The 20,447-nt window shown below is 67.7% G+C and carries 16 protein-coding genes; 7 read left to right on the top strand and 9 right to left on the bottom strand.

The genetic code is table 11. From position 1 onward, the window contains the following. Positions 1 to 27: 27 nt before the first annotated feature. Genes C9424_RS18305 through C9424_RS18295 form a run of 3 tightly spaced genes read right to left on the bottom strand, consistent with a single transcriptional unit; the run spans position 28 to position 6,798 of the window. The gene (locus C9424_RS18305; RefSeq protein ID WP_116768295.1) at positions 28 to 3,183 is read right to left on the bottom strand and encodes an efflux RND transporter permease subunit; all 3,156 of its coding nucleotides are present in this window, start codon (positions 3,181 to 3,183) and stop codon (positions 28 to 30) included. 1 nt (position 3,184) lies between these two features. Beyond that, entirely contained in the window at positions 3,185 to 3,655 is a 471-nt protein-coding gene (locus C9424_RS18300) for a hypothetical protein (RefSeq protein WP_116768294.1), read from the bottom strand. Continuing rightward, positions 3,652 to 6,798 carry an efflux RND transporter permease subunit gene (locus tag C9424_RS18295; protein ID WP_237563549.1) on the bottom strand — a complete coding sequence of 1,049 codons (3,147 nt, stop codon included), beginning with the start codon at positions 6,796 to 6,798 and terminating at the stop codon, positions 3,652 to 3,654. Before C9424_RS18295 ends, C9424_RS18300 begins: the two co-directional genes overlap by 4 nt. A 269-nt stretch (positions 6,799 to 7,067) precedes the next feature. Here C9424_RS18295 and C9424_RS18290 point away from each other — a divergent pair, with 269 nt between their 5' ends. Continuing rightward, positions 7,068 to 7,262 (top strand): DUF1918 domain-containing protein, encoded by a 195-nt coding sequence (locus C9424_RS18290; protein WP_091252400.1) that lies wholly within the window; start codon positions 7,068 to 7,070, stop codon positions 7,260 to 7,262. Positions 7,263 to 7,310: 48 nt separating this feature from the next. Here the strand turns inward: C9424_RS18290 and C9424_RS18285 are convergent, their stop codons facing one another. Next, complete coding sequence (locus C9424_RS18285; RefSeq protein ID WP_116768293.1) at positions 7,311 to 8,765, bottom strand: DUF5129 domain-containing protein; 1,455 nt, start codon at positions 8,763 to 8,765, stop codon at positions 7,311 to 7,313. Between the two features lie 104 nt (positions 8,766 to 8,869). Here C9424_RS18285 and C9424_RS18280 point away from each other — a divergent pair, with 104 nt between their 5' ends. The 3 genes from C9424_RS18280 to C9424_RS18270 are packed head-to-tail and all read left to right on the top strand — an operon-like array spanning position 8,870 to position 11,598. After that, positions 8,870 to 9,403 carry a hypothetical protein gene (locus tag C9424_RS18280; protein ID WP_116768343.1) on the top strand — a complete coding sequence of 178 codons (534 nt, stop codon included), beginning with the start codon at positions 8,870 to 8,872 and terminating at the stop codon, positions 9,401 to 9,403. Next, a complete protein-coding gene (locus C9424_RS18275) occupies positions 9,400 to 11,082 on the top strand; it encodes a DUF5671 domain-containing protein (protein WP_237563548.1) in 1,683 nt (560 codons plus the stop codon). The genes C9424_RS18280 and C9424_RS18275 overlap by 4 nt, the downstream gene beginning before the upstream one ends. Before the next feature lie 48 nt (positions 11,083 to 11,130). Then, positions 11,131 to 11,598: an SRPBCC family protein gene (locus C9424_RS18270; RefSeq protein ID WP_116768291.1), complete on the top strand. Its 468-nt coding sequence runs from the start codon at positions 11,131 to 11,133 to the stop codon at positions 11,596 to 11,598. A 45-nt stretch (positions 11,599 to 11,643) separates the two neighbouring features. Here the strand turns inward: C9424_RS18270 and C9424_RS18265 are convergent, their stop codons facing one another. Further along, entirely contained in the window at positions 11,644 to 12,681 is a 1,038-nt protein-coding gene (locus tag C9424_RS18265) for an isopenicillin N synthase family dioxygenase (protein ID WP_116768290.1), read from the bottom strand. A gap of 438 nt (positions 12,682 to 13,119) precedes the next feature. Here C9424_RS18265 and C9424_RS18260 point away from each other — a divergent pair, with 438 nt between their 5' ends. After that, a complete protein-coding gene (locus tag C9424_RS18260; protein ID WP_237563547.1) occupies positions 13,120 to 14,061 on the top strand; it encodes an alkaline phosphatase family protein in 942 nt (313 codons plus the stop codon). A 37-nt stretch (positions 14,062 to 14,098) separates the two neighbouring features. Here C9424_RS18260 and C9424_RS18255 read toward each other — a convergent pair whose 3' ends face one another. The 4 genes from C9424_RS18255 to C9424_RS18240 form a co-directional block, all read right to left on the bottom strand. Further along, positions 14,099 to 15,301 (bottom strand): alkaline phosphatase family protein, encoded by a 1,203-nt coding sequence (locus C9424_RS18255; protein ID WP_237563546.1) that lies wholly within the window; start codon positions 15,299 to 15,301, stop codon positions 14,099 to 14,101. Then, positions 15,298 to 16,566 carry an alkaline phosphatase family protein gene (locus C9424_RS18250; RefSeq protein ID WP_116768288.1) on the bottom strand — a complete coding sequence of 423 codons (1,269 nt, stop codon included), beginning with the start codon at positions 16,564 to 16,566 and terminating at the stop codon, positions 15,298 to 15,300. The genes C9424_RS18255 and C9424_RS18250 overlap by 4 nt, the downstream gene beginning before the upstream one ends. A 96-nt stretch (positions 16,567 to 16,662) precedes the next feature. Continuing rightward, on the bottom strand, positions 16,663 to 17,370 hold the full coding sequence (locus C9424_RS18245) for an endonuclease/exonuclease/phosphatase family protein (protein WP_116768287.1): 708 nt from the start codon (positions 17,368 to 17,370) through the stop codon (positions 16,663 to 16,665). A 137-nt stretch (positions 17,371 to 17,507) separates the two neighbouring features. Further along, positions 17,508 to 18,743, bottom strand: coding sequence for a sensor histidine kinase (locus C9424_RS18240; protein WP_116768286.1), 1,236 nt, complete (start codon positions 18,741 to 18,743; stop codon positions 17,508 to 17,510). A 15-nt stretch (positions 18,744 to 18,758) separates the two neighbouring features. Here C9424_RS18240 and C9424_RS18235 point away from each other — a divergent pair, with 15 nt between their 5' ends. Both C9424_RS18235 and C9424_RS21485 read left to right on the top strand, forming a co-directional pair. Next, complete coding sequence (locus C9424_RS18235) at positions 18,759 to 19,547, top strand: response regulator transcription factor (protein ID WP_116768285.1); 789 nt, start codon at positions 18,759 to 18,761, stop codon at positions 19,545 to 19,547. Positions 19,548 to 19,714: 167 nt separating this feature from the next. Next, positions 19,715 to 20,447, top strand: a 733-nt coding sequence (locus tag C9424_RS21485; RefSeq protein ID WP_116768284.1) for a hypothetical protein, incomplete at its 3' end; no start/stop codon positions are given.

The raw sequence follows: 20,447 nt of genomic DNA, 5'->3' as shown, positions 1-20,447 counted from the left end.
GGGTTCCAGGCCGGCCCGTAGCCGGGGTCAAACGGTCGCCGGGCCGGCGGCCGCGCGTTCCTTCTGACGTGTCTTCTTGGATTTGGCGAACCGGAGATAGAGCGAGGGAACGATGAACAGATTGAGCAGGGTGGAGGTGACCAGGCCGCCCAGGATGACGACGGCCATGGGGTGTTCAATTTCATGGCCGGGGATGTTGCCCATGACAACCAGCGGCACCAGCGCCAGCCCGGTGGCCAGGGTGGTCATGAGGATCGGCGAGAGCCGCTCCGCCGCCCCGCGCATCACCAGAGGCCGGCCGAAGGTCTCGCCCTCATGCATCTCCAGATACTGGCAGTGGTTGATCAGCAGGATGCCATTGCGGGCGGCGATCCCCATCACCGTGAGGAAGCCAACGAGGGACCCGAGGGACAGGACCCCGCCGGTCATGTAGGCGGCTATGACGCCGCCCACCAGGGCCACCGGCAGCGTCAGCAGCGACAGGAATGCCAGCCGCCAGCTCCGGAAGGACGCCTGCAGCAGCAGGAGGATCACGGCAAGCGCCGCCGCGGAGAAAATCATCAGGCGGTTGGTTGCCGCTTCGCGTTCGGTGTACTCGCCGAGCAGCTGCACGCTGTAGCCGGTCGGCAGGTTCAGGTTCTCCAGCCGCGACTGCAGCGCCCCAACCACCTTTCCCAGGTCTGCCCCCTTGGCCAGGAAGGATCCCACTTCCACGCGGCGGGATCCGTTGGTGCGGTCGATCTGGTTCGGCGTCGGCACCAGGCTCACGCTCGCGACGTCGGCCAGGCGCACCCGCTGTCCGCTGGGCGTGTCGATGGGCAGGTCTTCAATGCTGGTGACGCTGGACCGGGTTGCCGGGGTGCTCCAGACCTGGACGTCGTAGGCCCGGCCGTCGCGGAAGACGTCCCCGACTTCTTCGCCCGCCACGAGCGTCGCCGCTGCGCGCCGGACGTCGCCGGGCTTGAGCCCGTACTTTTGCGCCGCGGCCAGGTTAACCGTGACGGCGATCTGGGGGACCTCCACTTCAAGGGAGACATGCGCGTCTTCGGTGCCCGGAATCCCGTCCAAAATTGTCTTGACCCGCTGCGCCTGTTCCCGCAGCACGTTCAAATCGTCCCCGTACACCCGGACCAGGATGGGCTCGCTGGCGCCGGTGATGACCTCTTCGATGCGCTCCTTCAGATATGTTTGGACGTCGCGGTGCAGTCCAGGGTAGCCGTCGACCACTTCCTGGATGGCGGCGACCGTCTTGTCGTAATCGGCGTGGCGGTCGATGCTGATCCAGTGTTCGCCGGCATTGACACCGACGATCTCGTCCGCGGCGAACGCCTGCCCAATGTGCGTCCCGCAGTTCAGGACACCGGGGACCTTGAGGAATTCCTCGCAGCCACGCTGCGCGATCCGGTATTCCTCCGCGGCAGAGGTTCCCGGCTGCGAGACCCAGTGCATCAGGAAGTCCCGTTCCTTGAAAGTGGGGAACAGGGACGAGCCCATCAGGGGAGCGATGACCAGGCCCACCACCGCCAGCACCCCAAAACCCGCATAGCCGTACCGGGGCCTGTTCATGGTCTTGGACAGGGCGGCGTGGTAGCCGCGTTTGAGCACACGGACCAGGGGAGGGTCGCGTTCTTCGAGTTTGGCGTTGCCCAGAAGGATCAGGGCCAGGGCCGGTGTGACAGTCAGCGCCACGAGCATGGAGGCGAGGACAGCCAGGGTGTAGGCGACGGCGAGCGGGCGGAAGAAGACGCCCGTGAGCCCGTCCAGGAAGAAGATCGGCACGGCCGCGACAACGATGATCAGCGTCGCGTACACGATCGGGCTCCGCATCTCGAGCGAGGCCCGCAGGACCACCGACGACGCGGATTCGTCACCGCCGGAGCCCTTAGCACCCGCGGCGCGGTGTTGCCGGAGCCGGCGCATGATGTTCTCGACGTCGATGATCGCGTCATCGACCACGACGCCGACGGCGATCACCAGCCCCGCCAGGACCATCGTGTTGATCGAACTGGACGTGAAATACAGCACCAGTGCGGCTGTGAGCAGGGACAGCGGAATGGCGATGAGGCTGATCAATGCCGTGCGCCATTGGAAGAGGAACGCGACGAGGATCATGACGACCAGCAGGCAGCCCAGCAGCAGCGCGACACTGAGGTTGGAGATCGCCTCCTCAACGAAGCTGGCGGGGCGGAAGATCGTGGTGTCGAAGTTGATGCCGCTCAGGCCCGGCTGCAGTTCGTGCAGGGCCTCCTCGACGCCCTTGGTCACATCCAGGGTGTTGCCCCAGGGCAGCTTCTCGACGATCAGCATGAGCCCGTGGCCGTTGTTGATCACGGCGTCACCAATGAGCGGCTGATGGTCCTCCACGACCTGGGCCACATCGCCCAGATGCAGTGCCACCCCGTCCTTTTCCCGAATGGTCACCTGGGCCAGGTCTGCAGGGGTCTGGATCGGCTGGACGTGACGGATGCCCATCCTCTGGGTGGGGCTGTCGATGAAGCCGCCTGTTCCGATGAACCGTCCGGGCGAGTATTTCAGCAGACCGGCGTCCAGGGCGCCGGCGGTGACTTCCATAACCTGGTTGAGGGAGACGTTCTGGGCCTTGAGCTTGTCAGGTTCAACCTGCACCTGCAGCATCTGGAGCCGCTCACCCCAGATGGCCACGTTGGCCACACCAGGTACCCGCAGCAGCCGGGCCCGGATCGTCCAGTAGGACAGCATCGACATTTCGATGAGCGAGTGCTCTTGGGATGTCATCCCGATCTTCATGACCCGGCTGGTCGAGGACAGCGGCTGCAGCATCACCGGCGGGGCCGCCCAGGTGGGCAGCGCCGCGGTTACCGAGGCCATCCGTTCCGACACCAGCTGGCGGGCGTTGAGCAGGTCCGTGCCCTGGTGGAAAACCAGCACGATCGACGACAATTGCGGCACGGACTTTGACCGCAGCTCGTCCAGACCCGGCATGCCGCTCACGGCGGCCTCGATCGGCACGCTGACGAGCTCTTCGACTTCCTGGGCGGTCAACCCCAGGCACGCGGTCTGGATTTCCACGCGGGGCGGGGCGAATTCGGGGAAGACGTCCACGGACGCGGCACTCAACTGCAGGGAACCTAGCAGCATTACGGCGCAGGCGAGGGCGACGACGATCGTCCTGAATCGGAGGCTGATCCCGATGAGCCAGCGCATGTCAGTGGGCCGTGTCGAATTCAGCGCCGAAGAGTTCCTCGGCCCCCGTCGTGACCACTACGGTGCCGGCCGGAGGCCCCTCCGTCAGGACGGCGACGTCGCCGTTGATGCGCTCGACCGTGATGGGCTGGCGGATGTAGACCCGGGGCTCGGGGTTGGTGTACACCCACGTCTTGCCCGTGCTGTCATAGATTACGGCCCCGTAGGCGACGGTGAGCTTCTTCGTCTGGGGATCCGTGGCCGTCGCGGCGGTTTCGATTCCGACGCGTTGGACGGCGTGCTCGGTGAGGGTCAGCCGGTGCAGGTCCGTGCCGGGCACTTCGGCAACGACCGCAGGGTCGCCGTCGGCCGGGGCGGCTGCCGGCGTCGGGCTGCAGCCGACGACGCTGAGTGCCGTCAACGCCGTCACAAACGCCCCGATGATGAATGACGCAACCTTGGTGCCCCGCTGCTGCGAAGGTGTCGAATTCATGATGCATCCTGACTTTCCGTCCGTACAGCGGAGCCCTGGCCGGTCTCTGCGCCGGGTGCCGGCTTCGGCTCGAACCGGAGCAGCACGGCGGGCACGACTAGCAGGGTGAAGAAAAGCGTTGTCAGCAGGCCGCCCCAGATGATTACGGCGAGCGGCTGGATGATTTCCGTTCCGACGACGCCCCCGAAGAGAACCAGGGGCAACAGCGCCAGGCCCGATATCACGGTCGATATCAGCACGGGACCAAGCCTCTCCCGGGTCCCGCGGACCACCAGGGCAGGCCACGGTGCAGTGGCGTCCCCGGCACGCAGGCTCCGGACGTGGCCCGTCAACAGGAGGGCGCCGCGGACGGCGATCCCCAGGACGGCGGCGAAGGCGACCAGAGCCACCAGCGAGTTGACCCCGCCCGTGGCCTGGGCGGCCAGCACGCCGCCGGACAGCGCGAGGATCAGACCCAGGAAGAGCGGTGCGGCAAGCCGCCAGCTTCCCGTCGCCGTTTGCAGCAGGACCAGGATGCCGGCCGCGGCAACTGCCGCGAGGAGCCAGAGCCACTGGTAATTGCTCTGCTGCTGGGCGTATTGAGTGAGGATTTCCGCGTGGTACGACATCGGGAACTGCATCTTCTGCAGGCTTGCGTCGATGTCGCGCTGGATGTCGCCCAGGGGGCGGCCCTGGATCTCGGCTTTGACGTCGATGCGCCGCGACGTGTCATCGTGCAGGATGACGGACTCGTTCCCGACCATGGTCACTTGCGCGATGTCGCCGAGGCGGGCATGGCCGCCGTTGGGGGTGTCGATGACCAGGTCGCGGACGCTGTCCAGGCTGTTGCGGGTGGCTGCAGTCCCCTTCACGATGACCGAGAAGACTTTCTGCTGTTCGTAGAGGTTCCCGACTTCAATGCCCTGCAGCAGTGCGGCGGCCGCACGCCGGACGTCGCCGGGGACGACGCCGGCCTTTTGGGCCGCGGCGAGGTCCACCTTGACCTCGGCGATCGGCTGCTCGGCCGGCAGGTCGACATGGGGGTTAACGACTCCGGCCGTGTGCTCCAGCAGCTGTTGCACCTCCGCGGCCTTCTGCCGCAGGATCGCCGGGTCGAGTCCAAAGACCCGGACGGCAAAGCCGCTGTCCGCCTCTTCCCGGATCTGGTCGATGCGCTCCTGGGGGTAAGTGGAGATCTTGCTTGTCAGGCCCGGATAGCCTGCGATCACGCGGTCGACGGCGGCGGCCGTGTCGGCGTAGGAGGCGTCGTCGGCCACGGTCACCCACAGCTCGCCGGAGCTGACGTCGCCGACCTGATCGGAAGTGATGGCCCGCCCGACGTGCCCACCGACGTTGGCCACGCCAGGGAGGGCGCGCAGCTCTGCGGCTGCTGCTGCGGTGACCCGGCTCATTTCCTGATCGGAGGTGCCGGCACTCGCGTTCCAGTGCACGACCAGGGTCTTGTCCGCCAGCACCGGCACGACGGGATTGCTCCCGGCCAGCTGGGGAACGAGCGCGAGTCCGGCCAGTGCCACCACCGCCGCAGCGGCGAACACCCACCGTGTCTTCCCCGCCAGGCGCGTCACGAGCCGGCCGTACGCGCCTTCGAGCCGCCTTAGCGACCGCCGCTCCGGCGCGTTGGAACCGACAGGAAGGACGAATGCCAGGGCGGCCGTGACGGTGATCGCGATGATCATCGAGACAACCAGGGCGATGAGGTAGCTCTGCACCAAAGGCCCGAAGAGGGCGCCGTTCTCACCGGAAATGAAGAGCGCAGGCATGACAGCCAACGCCATGATCAGCAGCGAGTAGAGGATCGGCGTGCGGACAGCCCGCAGGGCCGCCGGGATCACTGAATCGCCCGGTTGCCGGTCCTGTGCCTGCTGGCGCCGTGCCCGGGCAAGGCCGTTGACGTCCTCCGCGACATCGCCCACGATGACCGCCAGGGCCAGCACCATGCCGGCCAGGACCATGGTGTTCATCCCCGTGCCGCGCCAGTCGAGCACCAGCGCCGCCGCGGTCAGCGACACCGGAATGGTGATGAGGCTGATCAGGGCCGTGCGCCAGGAACGGAACAAGACGCCGAACAGGGCAACGATCAGCAGGAGAGTAATGAGCAGAGCGATGCCGAGCGTCCCGACCTCGTTGTCGATAAATGAGGCCTGCCGGTACACGCTGGTATCGATGGTGACCCCTGGCAGGCCCGGCTGGAGCGCGCGGAGTGCCTCGTCAACGCCGCGGGTCACGTCCATCGTGTTGGTCTCGGGGAATTTCTCGATGACCAGCAGCAACTCGGCGTCCCGGCTCAGTAGGGCGTCGCCGATCAGCGGCTGGTGGTCCGTGGCCACGGTGGCCACGTCCTTGAGCAGGAGATTGCCGCCGGCCCCCTCGATGGGAACCTGGCCCAGATCCTCCGGCGTGGTGATCGGCAGGACATGCTGAACACCGATCCGCTGGTGGCCCGTCTCGAAGAAGCCTCCGGTGCCCGGTGTGGATGCCTCCAGGTAGCTCAGCGGCGAAACCCACACTGAGTTGCCGGTCGTCTTGATGACCTCGTCCAGCGTAACCCCCTTGGCCTGGAGCTGCGCCGGATCCACCAGGACTTGAAGTTGTTGGTCCCGCAGGCCCCAGATCGCCACGTTCGCGACGCCGGGCACGGCCAGGAGTCCGGGCTTCATGGTCCAGCGGGCCAGCACTGACATGTCGATGGCCGACATGTCTTTGGAGGTCAGCCGGATCATCATGACCCGGCTCGTCGAGGACAGCGGCTGCATCAGCACGGGCGCCGCCGACACGTTGGGGAGTGCGCGTGCCTGGGTCAGCCGTTCGGAGACCAGCTGGCGAGCGCGGAAGAGGTCGGTCCCCGGCTTGAAGACCATCTGGATTGAGGAAAGGCCCGGCACGGACTTGGACCGGATCGCCTCCACCCAGGCAACGCCGTTCAGCAGGTCGGCTTCCATGGGCGAGGTGATGAGCTGCTCAACCTCGGCGGCCGAGAGTCCCAAGGCTTCAGTCTGGATTTCCACCTGCGGCGGGGCGAATTCCGGAAAGGCGTCCACGGACATGCCCGGCAGGCTGGTGAGCCCGAGGGCCAGGATTCCCGCCGCCGCGGCGAGGACCAACAGCCGGAACTGCAAGACCCAGCGGAGGATTGCACCCATCATGGCCGGTACCGCGCAGGCTCCACAGGAGTGCACACATCAGGGGAATCAGGGTCGAGTCGTCGGCGTCGTCTGTATCCGGGGCCGTGGAGTGGCCCCGCCGCGAAACCGATCACCGGGAAAAGGGTTTTTGAGGCTTTTCCTGTTTGCCAAATTGCCTGTTTGCTTCGCACGGCTTGGCTCCTTGGTTCAAGGCCATAGCGCCCCCCAGCCGTCAAGAGCAATAATGATCTTCGGGCACACAGGCGTCAATAGAAATGCAGGTGACCGCCATGAAGGCAGCCGCAGGAGACCGCATCATCATCCGTGGGACCACGGTGGAGTCCACGGACCGGCACGGTCTGATCCTTGAGGTCAAGGGAGCCGATGGGGCGCCCCCGTACCACGTCAGATTCGACGACGGCCACGAGACGATCATGTTCCCCGGCGGGGATTTCGTCGTCGAACGGGCCGGGAACGGGCCCTAAAAGGCACCTTCGGAGGGCGCCGGGAACTGGGCCCCAGGACGCTCCGCCCTAGAAACCCGACGAGCTCCCGGAGCCGGAAAAGCTGCCGCCGCTGGATCCGTACCCGGTGGTGGCTCCGCCGCCGCGGGCGGTGCTGACGCTGCTGACGCCGGTGCTGAAGCCGGAATTGAAGCTCGGCACCGAGAAGAAGTAGTAGGACGGATACACGGTGCCGAGGATGCTCGGCTCGTAGGAGCGGCCGTACCTGGCTTTGGTCCCGGCCTGGGCGCTCTCCATGTCCTTGCGCATGAGCCCGGCCTCCTTCTCGTTGCGGGCGTAGGCCCCGATCACGGTATCGGCGTGCTGCTTCAGCAGTTCGGACAGCCGGGTCCGGGCATCACGCAACCGGTCCAGCGCCGTCTCGGGCGTGATGGAGCCGTCGGCCAGTTCCGATGACCAGCGTTCAAGGTCGCTGCGGCTTTCATCGCGAAAGGACCGCAGGGCAGCCGCCGTCGCTGAGGATCCCTCGGCACGGCGCTGGCTGAGCATCTCTTCCAGGCCGTTCAGGTCGCTGCGGAAGGGTGCGAGCTGGTGGTCCCAGGCGGCCGGCCAGGATGCTCCGCGGTTGAGCAGGGCATTGGTATCGGCAATCACGTCGTCCAGCACGTCCAGTTCCGCCGCCGCGTCGGCGTAGTTCCGGATCAGTTTGAGGTTGGGCCGGCGGCTAAGGTCCCGGCGGCTGAGGGCATGTACCTGATTGGAAAGCTCGGTGGCCATGTTGTAGCGGTTCATGAACGTGCGGTGTTTTTCCAGGACCGTGCTGCCGTACCGCGAGGATTCGGGGATGGTGCTGGCGTTGAGCTCGGTGACCTGCAGGTCCATGCTGACGTTCGCGTAGCTGGCGTCGCCCCGCGCGAGTTCCTTCCGGCAGGACACCCTGGTCCGCCACCGGACGATCAGCCATGCTGCCGCGCCGCAGACCGCGGCGGTCACCGTCAGCCAGGCCGAGGCAACGAAAGCCGTGGACCGGTACCATGGCTGGTTGATGAGTTCGGCGCCGCGGCGGACCCCGGCAATGGTCCCGTCAGTCCACTGGGCATCGCGGAACAGTTCCTTGGAGGCGTTCTGGATGTCCTCGCGCTGTTCGGGGGAGACCTTGCGGTCCTCACCCATGTAGGTCCCGACATGCCGGCCGACCGGGTCCAGGGCAAAAATGAACAGCCCGTCCGCCCACTTCTGCCCGTCGGGACTGATCCATTCGGGATGTTCGGCGCGGGCGAACCTCAGGACTTCCTCGTTCAGGTTGTCCGCGGCCGTGCCGTTGTATGTGTAGATCGCAACCTTGGTGGGCTGATAGAACTCGGTGGACCGCACCGCCGGCAGGAGCGTGTTTTGGTCCAGGACCCCGGCGCGGTCCTCAACCACGACGGCGGTCGGTGTCACGGCGAGCGCCGCGGCGGCTCCGCCGAGCAGTCCGACCATGAGCAGGAGCACAGCGGCGAGGGCATTGCGCATGATTCCCATTTTCCGAGCGTAGTGGGTGGCCCCGGCCGCGTCGATGCAACCGCCGCGGGAACGGGACGAAAGACACCATGACCGCGCACCGGCCCGGCGTCCATACTTGCGGCATGAGTTCTCCGCCGGAAGGATCCCAGCCCGAACGACCTCCAGGAGAACCAGAACCGGAGGAAACGAAGCCCGGTCCGGCGCGCCCCGCCAGACCCGACCGGACCCTGCTGGCCATCATGGTCGCGATCGCGGTGATTGTGATCGTTGCCCTGGCTGTCGTCCTGACCCGCGGAGAACCGGCGCCGCTGGCCGAGTCGACGCCCGCCGGCGTCGTGCAGCGCTATGCCGCCGCTGTCATTGCCGGGGATGAGGCGGCCGCGTCCGCCTACTTGACCCCGGCCGCCCGGAGCAAGTGCAACAACGAGGCCCGTCCGGCCGCGCAGAACCTGCGTGTCACGCTGGTCTCCACCACCGAGCGGCCGCAGTCAGCCGACGTGCGGGTGCTCATCACCGTGTCCGAGCCGGGCGGGCCGTTCGGCAGTGCTGAATACCAGGTGGAGGACGTCTTTGACCTCGTTCGGTCGGGGAACGGCTGGCAGATCGACAACGCACCCTGGCAGCTGACGGTGTGTCCCGGTCAGGTGAAGCAATGAGCGCCCAACGGACAGTGCGCCGGCTGATCACCTACGCGCTGCTGTTCGCGCTGGTGGTGATCGCCGCCGTCGGGCTCGGCGGACTGCTGGGCCGCCTGTTCGTGGCGGGAACGGAACTGGCCGTGGACGATGTCGCGGGGCTGGCGCGCTCGCTGGCCTTCGCCCTCATCGGCGGCCCGCTCGCGGCCGTCTTGTGGTGGGTGGTCTGGCGGCGGCTCGAGGACCCGGAGGAACGGTCCGCCGTCGGGTGGGGCCTCTATGTGACCGGCGCCTACCTGGTTGCCCTGCTGATCGCGTCCACCAATCTGATCAACACGCTGTCCTCGCTGATCGGCGGCCCGGGCCAGGAGTGGCGGCTGTCGCTGGCCACGGGACTGGTGTGGGCGGCGGTCTGGGTCTGGCACCGCTGGATGTGGCGCCATCCCCGGAAGGGTCCGGCCGAGCTGGCCGAGGTCCCCACGGTGCTCGGCTCGGTGCTGGGGCTCGTGCTGGGCGTCGGCGGCGCCGTCTCGGCCCTGTCCACCCTTCTGGATGCCGCCCTGCGGGGCGCCGCGGTTGAGGCATCGGTGGGCAAGCCATGGTGGGTGTCGGCGCTGCAGTCCCTGGTTTGGGCCGTCGGCGGAACCGCCGTCTGGTGGTGGCACTGGAAGCACGACGGCGGTCGGCGGCTGCGCACCGGGCTGGCTGACGTCGCACTCATCACCGTCGGGGTGCTCGGCGCCGGCATCCTCACCCTGGCCGGGTCCGGGGTGGCACTCTTTGTGGCCCTTCGCCTGCTGTTTGACCGTACCGAACCGCTGGAGCTGTTGCTGGAGCCCCTCGCTCCCGCCGTGGCGGCGGCTGCCATCGGTTGCCTCGTCTGGGTCTACCACCGCAACATCGCGAGCGGGCGCTCGGAAACCACCCTTCAGGGCGGCAGGCTCGTGACCTCCGGCGTCGCGCTGGTCGCGGCGGCGTCGGGGATCGGCGTGATCGTCAATTCGGTCCTGGCCATGACGGCGACGCCGCTGGCCGGCGCCGGGGCGCGGACGCTGCTGCTCGGGGGAATCAGCTCCCTCCTGGTGGGCGGGCCTGTCTGGTGGCTCGCATGGCGTCCGCTGGAGCAGGCGGCGGGGACAGGCACCGCAACCGGCGCCGGACTGAACGCCCGGCGGATCTACCTGGTCGCCGTGTTCGGCCTGAGCGCCGTCGTTGCGGTGGTCACCCTGCTGGTGATCGGGTTCCGGCTGTTCGAGTTCTTCCTGAGCGATGTCAGCGGCGGAAGCCTCATAGACCGGATCCGCGCCCCGCTGGGGCTCCTGGTCGCCACGGGGCTCGTGTTCGGCTACCACTTCGCGGTATGGAGGCAGGACCGGGCCGTCCTCGCCGCGGCCGGTCCGGTCCGTCCGCGAACGATCGGCCACGTGATCCTGGTGGCGGGACCGGATTCCGCGGCCTTGCGCCGCGTCATCAGCGAGGTCACGGGGGCAGCGGTCACTGTCTGGACGCGGGCGGACGCCAGGGCTGCTGACCTGACCGGTGTACCTGCACTTCCCGGCGGGCCGCCCGGGCCACTCCAGGGGGCCGCCGCGGCGCAGGAAGAGCAGCTGGCGGCGGCACTGCACGGCGTGTCAGCGGCCCGGGTTCTGGTGGTTGCGGATCAGCACGGGGGGATCGACGTCATCCCGTTGCAAGGCTGACCGCCTGTCCTGCGGCCGGTGGGGCCGGCCACGCCCTAGGATGGCGGCATGTCTACCTTTGAAGTCACGCGCAGCGCAGTCATTCCCGCACCGGCAGAGGACATCTTTCCGCTGGTCGACGACTTCCATGAATGGACCAAGTGGTCGCCGTGGGAGTCGGTTGACCCTGCCATGGAGCGCAGCTATTCCGGCGTCGAATCCGGCGTCGGCGCCAAGTACGCCTGGAGCGGCAACCGGAAGGCCGGCTCCGGCACCATGGAGATTGTGGACGCCGCCGCGCCACGCAGCATCAAGATCCGCTTGGAGTTCACCAAGCCCTTCAAGGCCGTCAACCCCACCACGTTCACTTTCACGCCGTCGGGCAGCGGCACTCAGGTCACGTGGACCATGACCGGGGAGAACAAGGGCATCGGCAAGGTCTTCGCCCTCTTCATGAACATGGACAAGATGGTTGGTGCAGACTTCGAGAAGGGGCTCGCCGCGCTCGCCACGGCTGCCGCACAGCCAAAGGCCTGAGCAGGGAAGCCCCGCCCGGTGACGTTGCCCCGCCGCCGGGGCAGTTCAGGACCCGGTGGGCGGGACCAGTTCGGGGTGATGGATCCGGGCGACCTCCGGGTGGGCGCGCAGCCAGCCCTTGAGCACGTTGGCGCCGTAGGATGCGAGCATCGGGTTGTCCGGGTCATCGGTGATCCCCCGGGACCGGGCCGCGAGCGCGGGCGGGAGGGGCACCGGATCTATGACGGCGTCGAGCCGGGGCGACCAGAAGAACGGGACCGTGTAGCGGTCGACGCCGGGCGGGGGCGCCTCGACGCGGTGGATGGTGGCCGCCAGGTAGCCCTGGGTCGCGACTTCGAGCATTTCTCCGAGGTTGACCACCAGGGCCCCCTGAACCGGCTCCACCGGAATCCAGTTGTCGCTGCCCGGCGGGAGCACCTGCAGGCCGCCGACCTCGTCCTGAAGCAGCAAGGTGACGAAGCCGTAGTCCGCATGGGCGCCGACCCCCTGGGGACCGGCATCGGCGACGACGCCGCCGACATAGTGGACGAGCTTGGCCATCCAGGCCGGCGAGTCCCGGAACGGTTCGTCGAAGTAGTCTTCCGGCAGTTCCAGGGACACGGCGATGGCGCTCAGCAGTTCTGCGCCGATCCGTGACATGCGGTCCGCCCAGGCCATGCACACGCTCCGCAGCTCAGGCAGCGCGCGGTCCGGCATCAGGTTGGGCCCCTGCACCAGCCAATACGGCTGATCCGGCGGGTAGCCCTCGACGGCGGGGCGCTCCGGTCCAAAATCGAGCTGTTCACGGGCGTCCGGCCGCCCGCGGGTGACTTCGTGGCCCAACCGCGTGTAGCCGCGGAAATGCGGTGAGAGCCGGTTGTCCAGTTCCAGCCTGGACTCAAGCGGAAGCTCGAAGAACCGCCGGGTGACGTCGAAGAGTTCGTCCACCTCGCCGGGAGTGGCCCCGTAGCCCGTGAGCTGGAAGAAGCCCACCCGGTGCGAAGCATCGCGCAAGGCTTCAATAAACGCCGGGTCAAAAGTGCCGTCCCGCCCTCTGGCTGCACTGAGATCCAGCAACGGAATCGAATCCGATGGTGCGTTCATGCTTGCAAACTACCACCACGTCTTCCCCTACTGAACGGTAGGCCGGTTCCGGTTGTCCGGACGCCAGCCGAATTGGCGGTGCCGGTTCCCAGCTATTGCCTAGGCTCCTCGCGGGCTTTCTTGATCGCGGTGTGTAAGAGTTCAACAACGAGGGTTGTCAATGCCACGCTGATCGGGTTAGCGAGAAAGCCGGAATCCATGCGCCGGAACGCCACGAAAGCTCAACGTCGAATCGCCGCGCGGCTGCTTGTTGCAGCAGTCCTGGTGCTGTCAGCAGCAGCGTGTCAGCCCTCGCCGCCCGGTGGCAGCCCGGGAACGGGATCCGGCACGCCTAGTGCCACGCCGAGTACCGGCGCGTCAGCGGGCACCAGCAGCCCCGGCACCACGTCCGGGGGCTCTGCCTCGGCGCAGGCGGGCTCAAAACCGGGGCATGTGTTCGTGATCAACCTCGAGAACAAGGGCTACAACAAGGTGTGGGGTGCCGGTTCTGAGGCCACCTATCTCTCCCAGACGCTCCGCAGTCAGGGCGTCCTGCTGTCCGAGTACTACGGAATCGCCCACAACTCGAACCCGAACTACCTGGCCCAGATCTCCGGCCAGGCATCCAACGCCATGACCCGCGACGACTGCCCCACGTACGTCGCTTTCAAGCAAACGGGGACGGCCGCGCTGGGGCAGGTGGAGGGAACCGGCTGCGTGTATCCGGCATCGGTCCCCACGGTCGCCGGACAGCTCAGCGCCGCCGGCAAGACGTGGAAGGGCTACATGGAGGACATGGGAACGCCGTGCCGGCATCCCAAGCTCGGCGCGAAGGACACCAGCCAGGGTGCCAAGGTGGGCGACCAGTACGCGACCCGGCATAATCCGTTCGTGTATTTCGAGTCCATCACCTCGACCCCGGACTGCCAGAGCAACGTGGTGGACTTCAGCCAGCTTGCCGGTGACCTCCAGTCCGTCGACACCACACCGAATTTGGCCTACATCTCGCCGAATCTGTGCAACGACGGCCACGATAGCCCCTGCGTCGATGGCAGCGCCGGCGGGCTGGCGGCCGCTGACAGCTGGCTGAGCCAGCAGGTCCCGGCGATCCTGGACTCCCCGGCGTTCAAACAGGACGGGATGCTGGTCATCACCTTCGATGAAACCGAGGGAAAGACGGTAGGACCATCAGCCCTGCTGCCGGGCGGGACGGCCGGCGGCAAGATCGGTGCGCTGGTCATCTCGCCGTTCACCAAGGGCGGCACGACGTCGGACCAGGCGTACAACCACTTCAGCCTTCTGGCCAGCATCGAAGACGCCTTCTCGCTGCCGCGGCTCGGGTATGCCGGGGCGCCGGGCCTGAACAGCTTTGGCGCGGACGTCTTCAACGCCGGCTCCTAGCGGCGGCGCCCCGCCCTCGTCGCTGCCACGGCGCCGTTTAGACCCCCGCGTTGTAGACGTCGAGCCCGAAACGGTTCAGTCCCGGGGTTCCCGCATAGCCCAGGTACGGCAGGCCAAAGCTGTCTTCGATACTGGCCAGCAGGCTGTAGTGGTTGTAGGGGGTGGTGGACCACGTTCCACCCTTCGTGAAGGGTGAGATCACGAGGGAGCCGACGCGGCCGCCGCCCGGGCCGGTGATGCCAGGCTCGGGGGTGTTGGGCCCGGCGGTTTCGGCGCAGCAGGCAGTGGCGTCGGACTGCGGCCCGTCGGATTCGTCAAACGTGATCACCAGGACGCCGTCCTCCTGGAAGGCCGGGGACGACGTAATGACAGGTACCCACTGCTTCAGCCATGCGTCCGCGCTTGCCAGGCCGCCGGGTTGTCCGTCGACGCAGGGGGTGTCGTGGCCGTCATGACAGAGGTTTGGGGTGATCATCGACAGGTTCGCGGTGGTGGCTGCCGAGGTGAGGTCCTTCGTCAGGGCGGTGAGGTCGACGTCGTTCTTGGCGCAGTCCGGGGAGCCAGTGATCCCTGCGAAGTAGACAAAGGGGTTGTGGCGGGCCGCGTACTGGTCGCCGACCCTGGCCTTCTGCGTGTCATCCACCGCGCCGAGGGCCGGGTGGCGGCACGGCGTTCCCATGTCTTCCATGTAGCCCTTCCACGCCTTGCCGGCGGCGGTGAGCTGCCCGGCGACGGTGGGCACCGTGTCTGGGAAGACGCAGCCGTCCCCGACGGCCTGGCCTTGGCTGGCCGTTCCTGCTCCCGCGAAGGGAGAGTAGGTCTGGCAATCGGCCTGCATCTGGGGGTTGGGGCCCTGACCGGAAATCTGGGCGACGTAGTTCGGCTGTGAGTTGTGAGCCGTGCCGTAGAACTGATTGAGCAGCACGCCCTGGCTGCGCAGCGTCTGCGAGAGATACGGTGCGGCCGACGCCGGGCCCCAAGTCTCGTCGTAGCCCTTGTTTTCGAGGTTGATCACGAAGATGTGCTTTGCACCGGGCAGGTAGCCCTGGCCCGCGGTGGTTGCGGCCGGCGCGGCCGCATTGGCTGGCGTGGCCGCCGTGACGGCCGACGGGCCGTAGCTGAGCGCCGCGGCGGCCAGCACGAGCAGCGCGGCGGAGGCGAAGCGCTTCAGGGTGCGGCGGCTCGCGCGCCGTTGCCGTGCGGCGCGTGCGGCGGGGGCTGTTTGGGTAGTGGGGTTCACGGGAGTTTCCATCCGTCGGCGAGTGCTTTTTCTTTGAGTCCAGACCATTCCTCGGCCGGCGGTGGTCCGACGGGAGTGCAGGCGGGGCCGGCCACGAACGGCGGGACAAAGTATTTGGGAGCGGCCAGGTTTGCCGGCCTGCTGAAGTCCAGGACTTCGGCGATGTTGCGGGCCGCCCGGTCGCGCGGGGTCAAGGGCTGCAGGTTCCAGCGCCATTCGATGGCCTTGAGGACCGAGGTGTGGTCGTAGACGTCGTGGGCAACGTACCGGCGTCGTGCGCGGGGTGAGACCACCACGGAGGGAACCCGGAAACCGCGCAGGGCGGTTTCCGGGTTGGTGTCCGGTGCGGTGGCTGGCACGACGTGGTCGTAGAAGCCGCCCCACTCGTCGTAGTTGATGACCAGCAGGGTGTTCGCCCAGGCCGGCCCGGTGGTGACGGCGTTGTACACCTCTGCGAGGAAGAGCTCGCCGGAGCGGATATCGGCGTGCGGGTGGTCGTCGCCGGAGGTCCCGGAGCCTTCGTCGGTGAACCGCGGGTCCACAAAGGACACCGCGGGCAGGGTCCCTGCGGAGCAGTCGGTGAGGAATTCGGAGTAGTGGTGCGAAATGCCCTGATACTTGGCGCCCCAGAGCGCGGTGAAGGGGATGTCGCCGTAGTAGTACTTGCCGGAAACGCCGGCGGCAGCCAGCCGGTCCCAGATGGTGGGCAGCGTGCAGGTGGCCGTGGAGTTATGGATCCGGTCGGTGGCCGCGGCGTGCTGGTAGAACCGGTTGGGGTAGGTTTCAGCCATGGTCGCCGCGAAATACTGGTCGCAGACCGTCCAGTCCGGGCCGGCCTGCCGCCAGAAGTCGAGGTCGGCGGCGTTGTAGTACCCGACGGCGAATTCGTCGTTTTCGCCGGCCCGCAGCCAGCCGTTGTTCTTGCCGTTGTTGTACTGGATCCGGCCGCCTTCGTAGGAGTGGTCCGGATCCGGGTGGCCACAGCCTTGGAAGTCTGCCAGGTGGTGCGTGGTGTGCGGAATACCGTAGCGGTCCGTGAAGGTCAGGCCGGCCTGGGCGCCGTCAGCTCCGGGGAGCCAGCCCAGGAAGTGGTCAAAGGAACGGTTTTCCATCATCACGACGATGATGTGGTCGATGCCCGATGCGGCGGCCGGGGGCAGGACGGCCGTGGCGGCCTCCGCCGCGCGCCAGCTGGTGCCGGCAGCTAGCGCGGTAGCCATGGCCGTTCCGGCAGTGGTCAGGAACGTGCGTCTGGAGAAGTTCACGCCCAGCAGTAGATCACGGCAAGATTACGATAAGCCTGCTTTCGATACCCGGTTCACCGTTTGTTCACCCGGTGTTCTTGACCGCGGGATGGCCCGCTACGGAGCGGCGGGTCCCGAACCGTTTCCGGACGCCTCCTGGCCGTATTCGGCCGTGATCAGGATGGGAAGGTGGTCCGAGGCGCCGCGGGGCAGTGTCTCCACGCTTTCGATCTCCAGCCCCTGGGAGGTGGCGAAGTCGAAGTGGCCCTTGAAGACCTTGTAGCGGGTGTACGTCCGGCGGTCGCTCATGGTGAGGTCGTAGCCGGCGTCCTTCATCTGCGCTGTGAGGGATTTGGTGAAGAACGGATAGTTGAAGTCACCCACCATCAGTGACATCAGCCCGCCGCCCATGCTGAGCAGCTCGGCGTGGGCGGCATGAATCTGGTTCCGCCGCAACGAGTTCGACGCCGTCAGCGGTGCGGCGTGGAAGGAGGCGATGACGAGCTCGTGGTCGGTCTCGTTGTCCGTGACACGCGTTCCGATGAGCCGCTCATGCGCGGGTGCCAAGACGCGGTCGTGGAGGGACTTCTTCAAAGCGAAGGTCTTGGTGTCGTAAGCGGTGAAGCGGTCCTTGCGGTAGTAAATCGCCAGGCCCAGCCGGTTCCCCCGGGTGGCGTCGGCCAGGTGGAGGTTGCCGATGGTGGCCGGCAGGTCCTCGGTATCGCACTCCTGGAGGCACAAAGCGTCAATCTCGAAATCGCGGGCCAGATCGACCAGCTCGCCACTGGCCTTGTGCTTGCGGAGGTTGTAGCTAATGACTCGGATCAGGAGAGCACCCCTTCGGATGATAGTTGCGAACGCTGTGATCGAGTCTACCCAGTCCGGCTGGCCGAACGCTGAATATTGAGCATGGCGTCCGGCCCTTCGGGGCGGCCGCCCGGCTATCAGTCTGCTTCCGGCCGTCAGTCTTCCTGCCCGGCCGGCGGGGCATCCGCCCCCTGCGGGACGGGCAGGGGAAGGACGAGGCGGACACGGAAGCCGGCACCCTGCGGGTCCGCTTGGACCTCTCCGCCCGCCAGCCGTGCGCGTTCGGCCATTCCGGTGAGGCCGAAGCCGCCGTCGGGAGCCTGTGCCGTCCCACGGTTGGGCGTCCCGGCGTGGGGAGCCTGTGCTGACCCCGTGTTACTGATCGTCAGCCGCACACCGGCCGGCTGCCACTCCAGCTGGACGTCGACGCCGGCTCCCGGGGCATGCTTGCGCACATTGGACAGTGCTTCCTGCGCTGTCCGGTAGACGGCGAGGGCGGCATCCGCCGGCAAGGCCGCCGGGACGCCCAACGTGGTGAAGGATATCCGCCCCGTCGACGCCAGCCGGTGCTGTTCGACCAGCGAGTCGAGGAGCTCGGGACCGGGCACCTGGTCCTCCCGCAGGGCCCGCACCGCCCGCCTGGCCTCGGACAGTCCGGCCCGGGCCAGCGCGCTGGCCTGTTCGAGCGTCTCGCCGACCCGCGGGTCCGCCCCGGTGTTCCGCGCCAGGAGCCGTGACCCTTCCAGATGCAGGGACAACCCGGAGAGGGTATGGGCCAGGACGTCGTGCATCTCGCGCGCCATCCGGCCCCGCTCGGCGGCAGCGGCAGCGGCCCGCTCGGCGTCGCGTCCTGCTTCCACCTCCCGCAGCAGCCCCGTGATGCGCTCGCGCTGCTCCCGCTCTGTGCGGAGCAAGACTCCCACCAGGAAGAAGAAGGCGGCACCGGCGTCCGTGGCAAGGATGAGCGAGATCGCAGTCTGGCCGGAGCCCAACTGGAGGACGTTGACGGTGCAGACAGCCAGGAGGGCGACGGCGGGCAGTGCCAGCCGGGGCGGGCGCAGCGGCGCGAACGCGGCGATGAGGAAGAGTGCCGTGACATCAGCCTGCGGATTGGCCGCTCTCAGGCCCGCCACACCTAGTGCCATGGCAGCCATCAGGGCCACGTTGACAGCGGGTGCCAGCCGGTCCTTGAGCAGATAGGGGACTGCGGCCACCGCGAACAGGGCCGCGGACGCGGCGTTCAGCAGCCCGGGACCGGCCGCCGCGAACCCCACCGCGCCCAGCGCCGCGCCCGCCACCACGAGACCCGCCATCGCCAGCCCCAGGAGGATCAGCCACTGCCGGGCGGACGCCCGTGCGGGGGACGCGGGAGGAGCAGTGGCAGCAGTCATGGCAGGAATCCTGCCATGAGAAGCTTGGACTCAAAAATCACTGATGAAGGGACACAGCCGGTGGCCGGGACGCAGGTGCAGGTGCTGATCGTTGATGACCAGAAGGTGGTCCGGGACGGCCTGGCCATGATCCTGGGATTCCTGGACGGCATCACGGTGGTGGGCACCGCCGTCGACGGTGCGGACGCGGTGCGGCAGGTCAGTGCCCTGCGGCCCGACGTCGTCCTGATGGACCTCCACATGCCGGTCCTGAACGGCGTGGAGGCCACCACGCTCCTGAGCCGTGACGCCCCGGCCTGCCGCGTGGTGGTGCTCACCACCTACGCCGATGACGAGTGGGTGTTCTCGGCGCTCCGTGCCGGCGCGAAGGGCTTCCTGACCAAGGACGCCGACGCCGAGGACATCCGCCGGGCAGTACTGACGGTCGCCGGCGGTGACGCCCAGCTCGATCCCACGGTGCAGCGGCGCCTCCTCGATGCTTTGCGGCGCGGCGATCACGCGGTGCCCGGCACGCCCGGCACGACGGCGGACGGAACGTCCGGCCCGAACGCCACGATCGCGGGGGCACTGGCGGGGAGGCCCGCCGGTGCCCCGAACGCGGCGTTTGCCGGGCTGACCCCGCGGGAGCACGAAGTGTTGGGGCTGATTGCCGAGGGGCTGTCCAACGCGGAGATCGCCGGGCGGCTCTTTGTCTCGGATTCGACAGTCAAGACGCACATCAACCACCTGCTGGCCAAGACGTCCCTGCGGGACCGTGCCCAGCTGGTGGCTTATGCGTTCCGCAACGGGCTGACCACCGGCTGACCCCTTCCCCCAACGGCCTGTGCACGCGGTTCTCCACCCACGGGTGGAGAACCGCGCTGACAAGATCCATCCGGGGGCCGAATCGCCGCGGACGCGGCCTGCGTAGCGTGAAACCAACGCAATCAACGCAGGCTGACACCCCAGCCCCGGACCCTTGGGAGAATCCCGTGACCACCACACACTTGAGCATCGAACAATGGCTGCTCAACATCGGACTGCTCATCTTCATCCTGGGCACCAACCTCGGACAGCGGAGGATCACCGGGCGTCGGCTGGTCCTGCCCGTGGCTCTCGCCGCGCTCGCAGGCGTACTGCTCCTCTCCGACGCCCCGGCCCGCGGCAATGACACGGCGCTCGCCGTCATCGGGGCCGTCGCCGGGATTTCCCTGGGCATCCTGGCCGGGATCTTCATGGACGTGGAGCGGAAGGCGGACGGGACCGTGGCAAGCCGGGCCGGCGCCGCCTATGCCGTCTTGTGGGTCCTGGTGATCGGCGGCCGGGTCGCCTTTGCCGAATCCGCCGGCGGGTGGGCTTCGGCCGGCGTCCGGGACTTCTCCATCAGCAACCACATCTCCGGCAGCGCCGCATGGACCGCGGCCTTCGTCATCATGGCCCTGGCGATGGTGGCCTCCCGAGTGATCACCACTCTTGTGCGGTGCCGCGCGCGGGGCGGGCGGCGCGCCCGGCCGGCGCGGTGGGGCGGGGGGGGGGGGTGGGGGGGGGGGCGGGCGGCGGCTCGAGGACCCGGCGGAACGGTCCGCCGTCGGGTGGGGCCTCTATGTGACCGGCGCCTACCTGGTTGCCCTGCTTATCGCGTCCACCAATCTGATCAACACGCTGTCCTCGCTGATCGGCGGCCCGGGCCAGGAGTGGCGGCTGTCGCTGGCCACGGGACTGGTG

Origin of the sequence: Arthrobacter sp. H-02-3 (genome assembly GCF_003097355.1) — a bacterium.
Classification (GTDB): Bacteria; Actinomycetota; Actinomycetes; order Actinomycetales; family Micrococcaceae; genus Arthrobacter; species Arthrobacter humicola.
The sequence above is the reverse complement of the archived record's forward strand: the minus strand, read 5'-3'. Positions and strand labels throughout refer to the sequence as shown.

Bases quoted from the DNA above. Each gene is read 5' to 3' on its own strand.
- C9424_RS18305 (WP_116768295.1), bottom strand. From the start codon at position 3,183: ATGCGCTGGCTCATCGGGATCAGCCTCCGATTCAGGACGATCGTCGTC.
- C9424_RS18300 (WP_116768294.1), bottom strand. From the start codon at position 3,655: ATGAATTCGACACCTTCGCAGCAGCGGGGCACCAAGGTTGCGTCATTC.
- C9424_RS18295 (WP_237563549.1), bottom strand. From the start codon at position 6,798: ATGATGGGTGCAATCCTCCGCTGGGTCTTGCAGTTCCGGCTGTTGGTC.
- C9424_RS18290 (WP_091252400.1), top strand. From the start codon at position 7,068: ATGAAGGCAGCCGCAGGAGACCGCATCATCATCCGTGGGACCACGGTG.
- C9424_RS18285 (WP_116768293.1), bottom strand. From the start codon at position 8,765: ATGGGAATCATGCGCAATGCCCTCGCCGCTGTGCTCCTGCTCATGGTC.
- C9424_RS18280 (WP_116768343.1), top strand. From the start codon at position 8,870: ATGAGTTCTCCGCCGGAAGGATCCCAGCCCGAACGACCTCCAGGAGAA.
- C9424_RS18275 (WP_237563548.1), top strand. From the start codon at position 9,400: ATGAGCGCCCAACGGACAGTGCGCCGGCTGATCACCTACGCGCTGCTG.
- C9424_RS18270 (WP_116768291.1), top strand. From the start codon at position 11,131: ATGTCTACCTTTGAAGTCACGCGCAGCGCAGTCATTCCCGCACCGGCA.
- C9424_RS18265 (WP_116768290.1), bottom strand. From the start codon at position 12,681: ATGAACGCACCATCGGATTCGATTCCGTTGCTGGATCTCAGTGCAGCC.
- C9424_RS18240 (WP_116768286.1), bottom strand. From the start codon at position 18,743: ATGACTGCTGCCACTGCTCCTCCCGCGTCCCCCGCACGGGCGTCCGCC.
- C9424_RS18235 (WP_116768285.1), top strand. From the start codon at position 18,759: ATGAGAAGCTTGGACTCAAAAATCACTGATGAAGGGACACAGCCGGTG.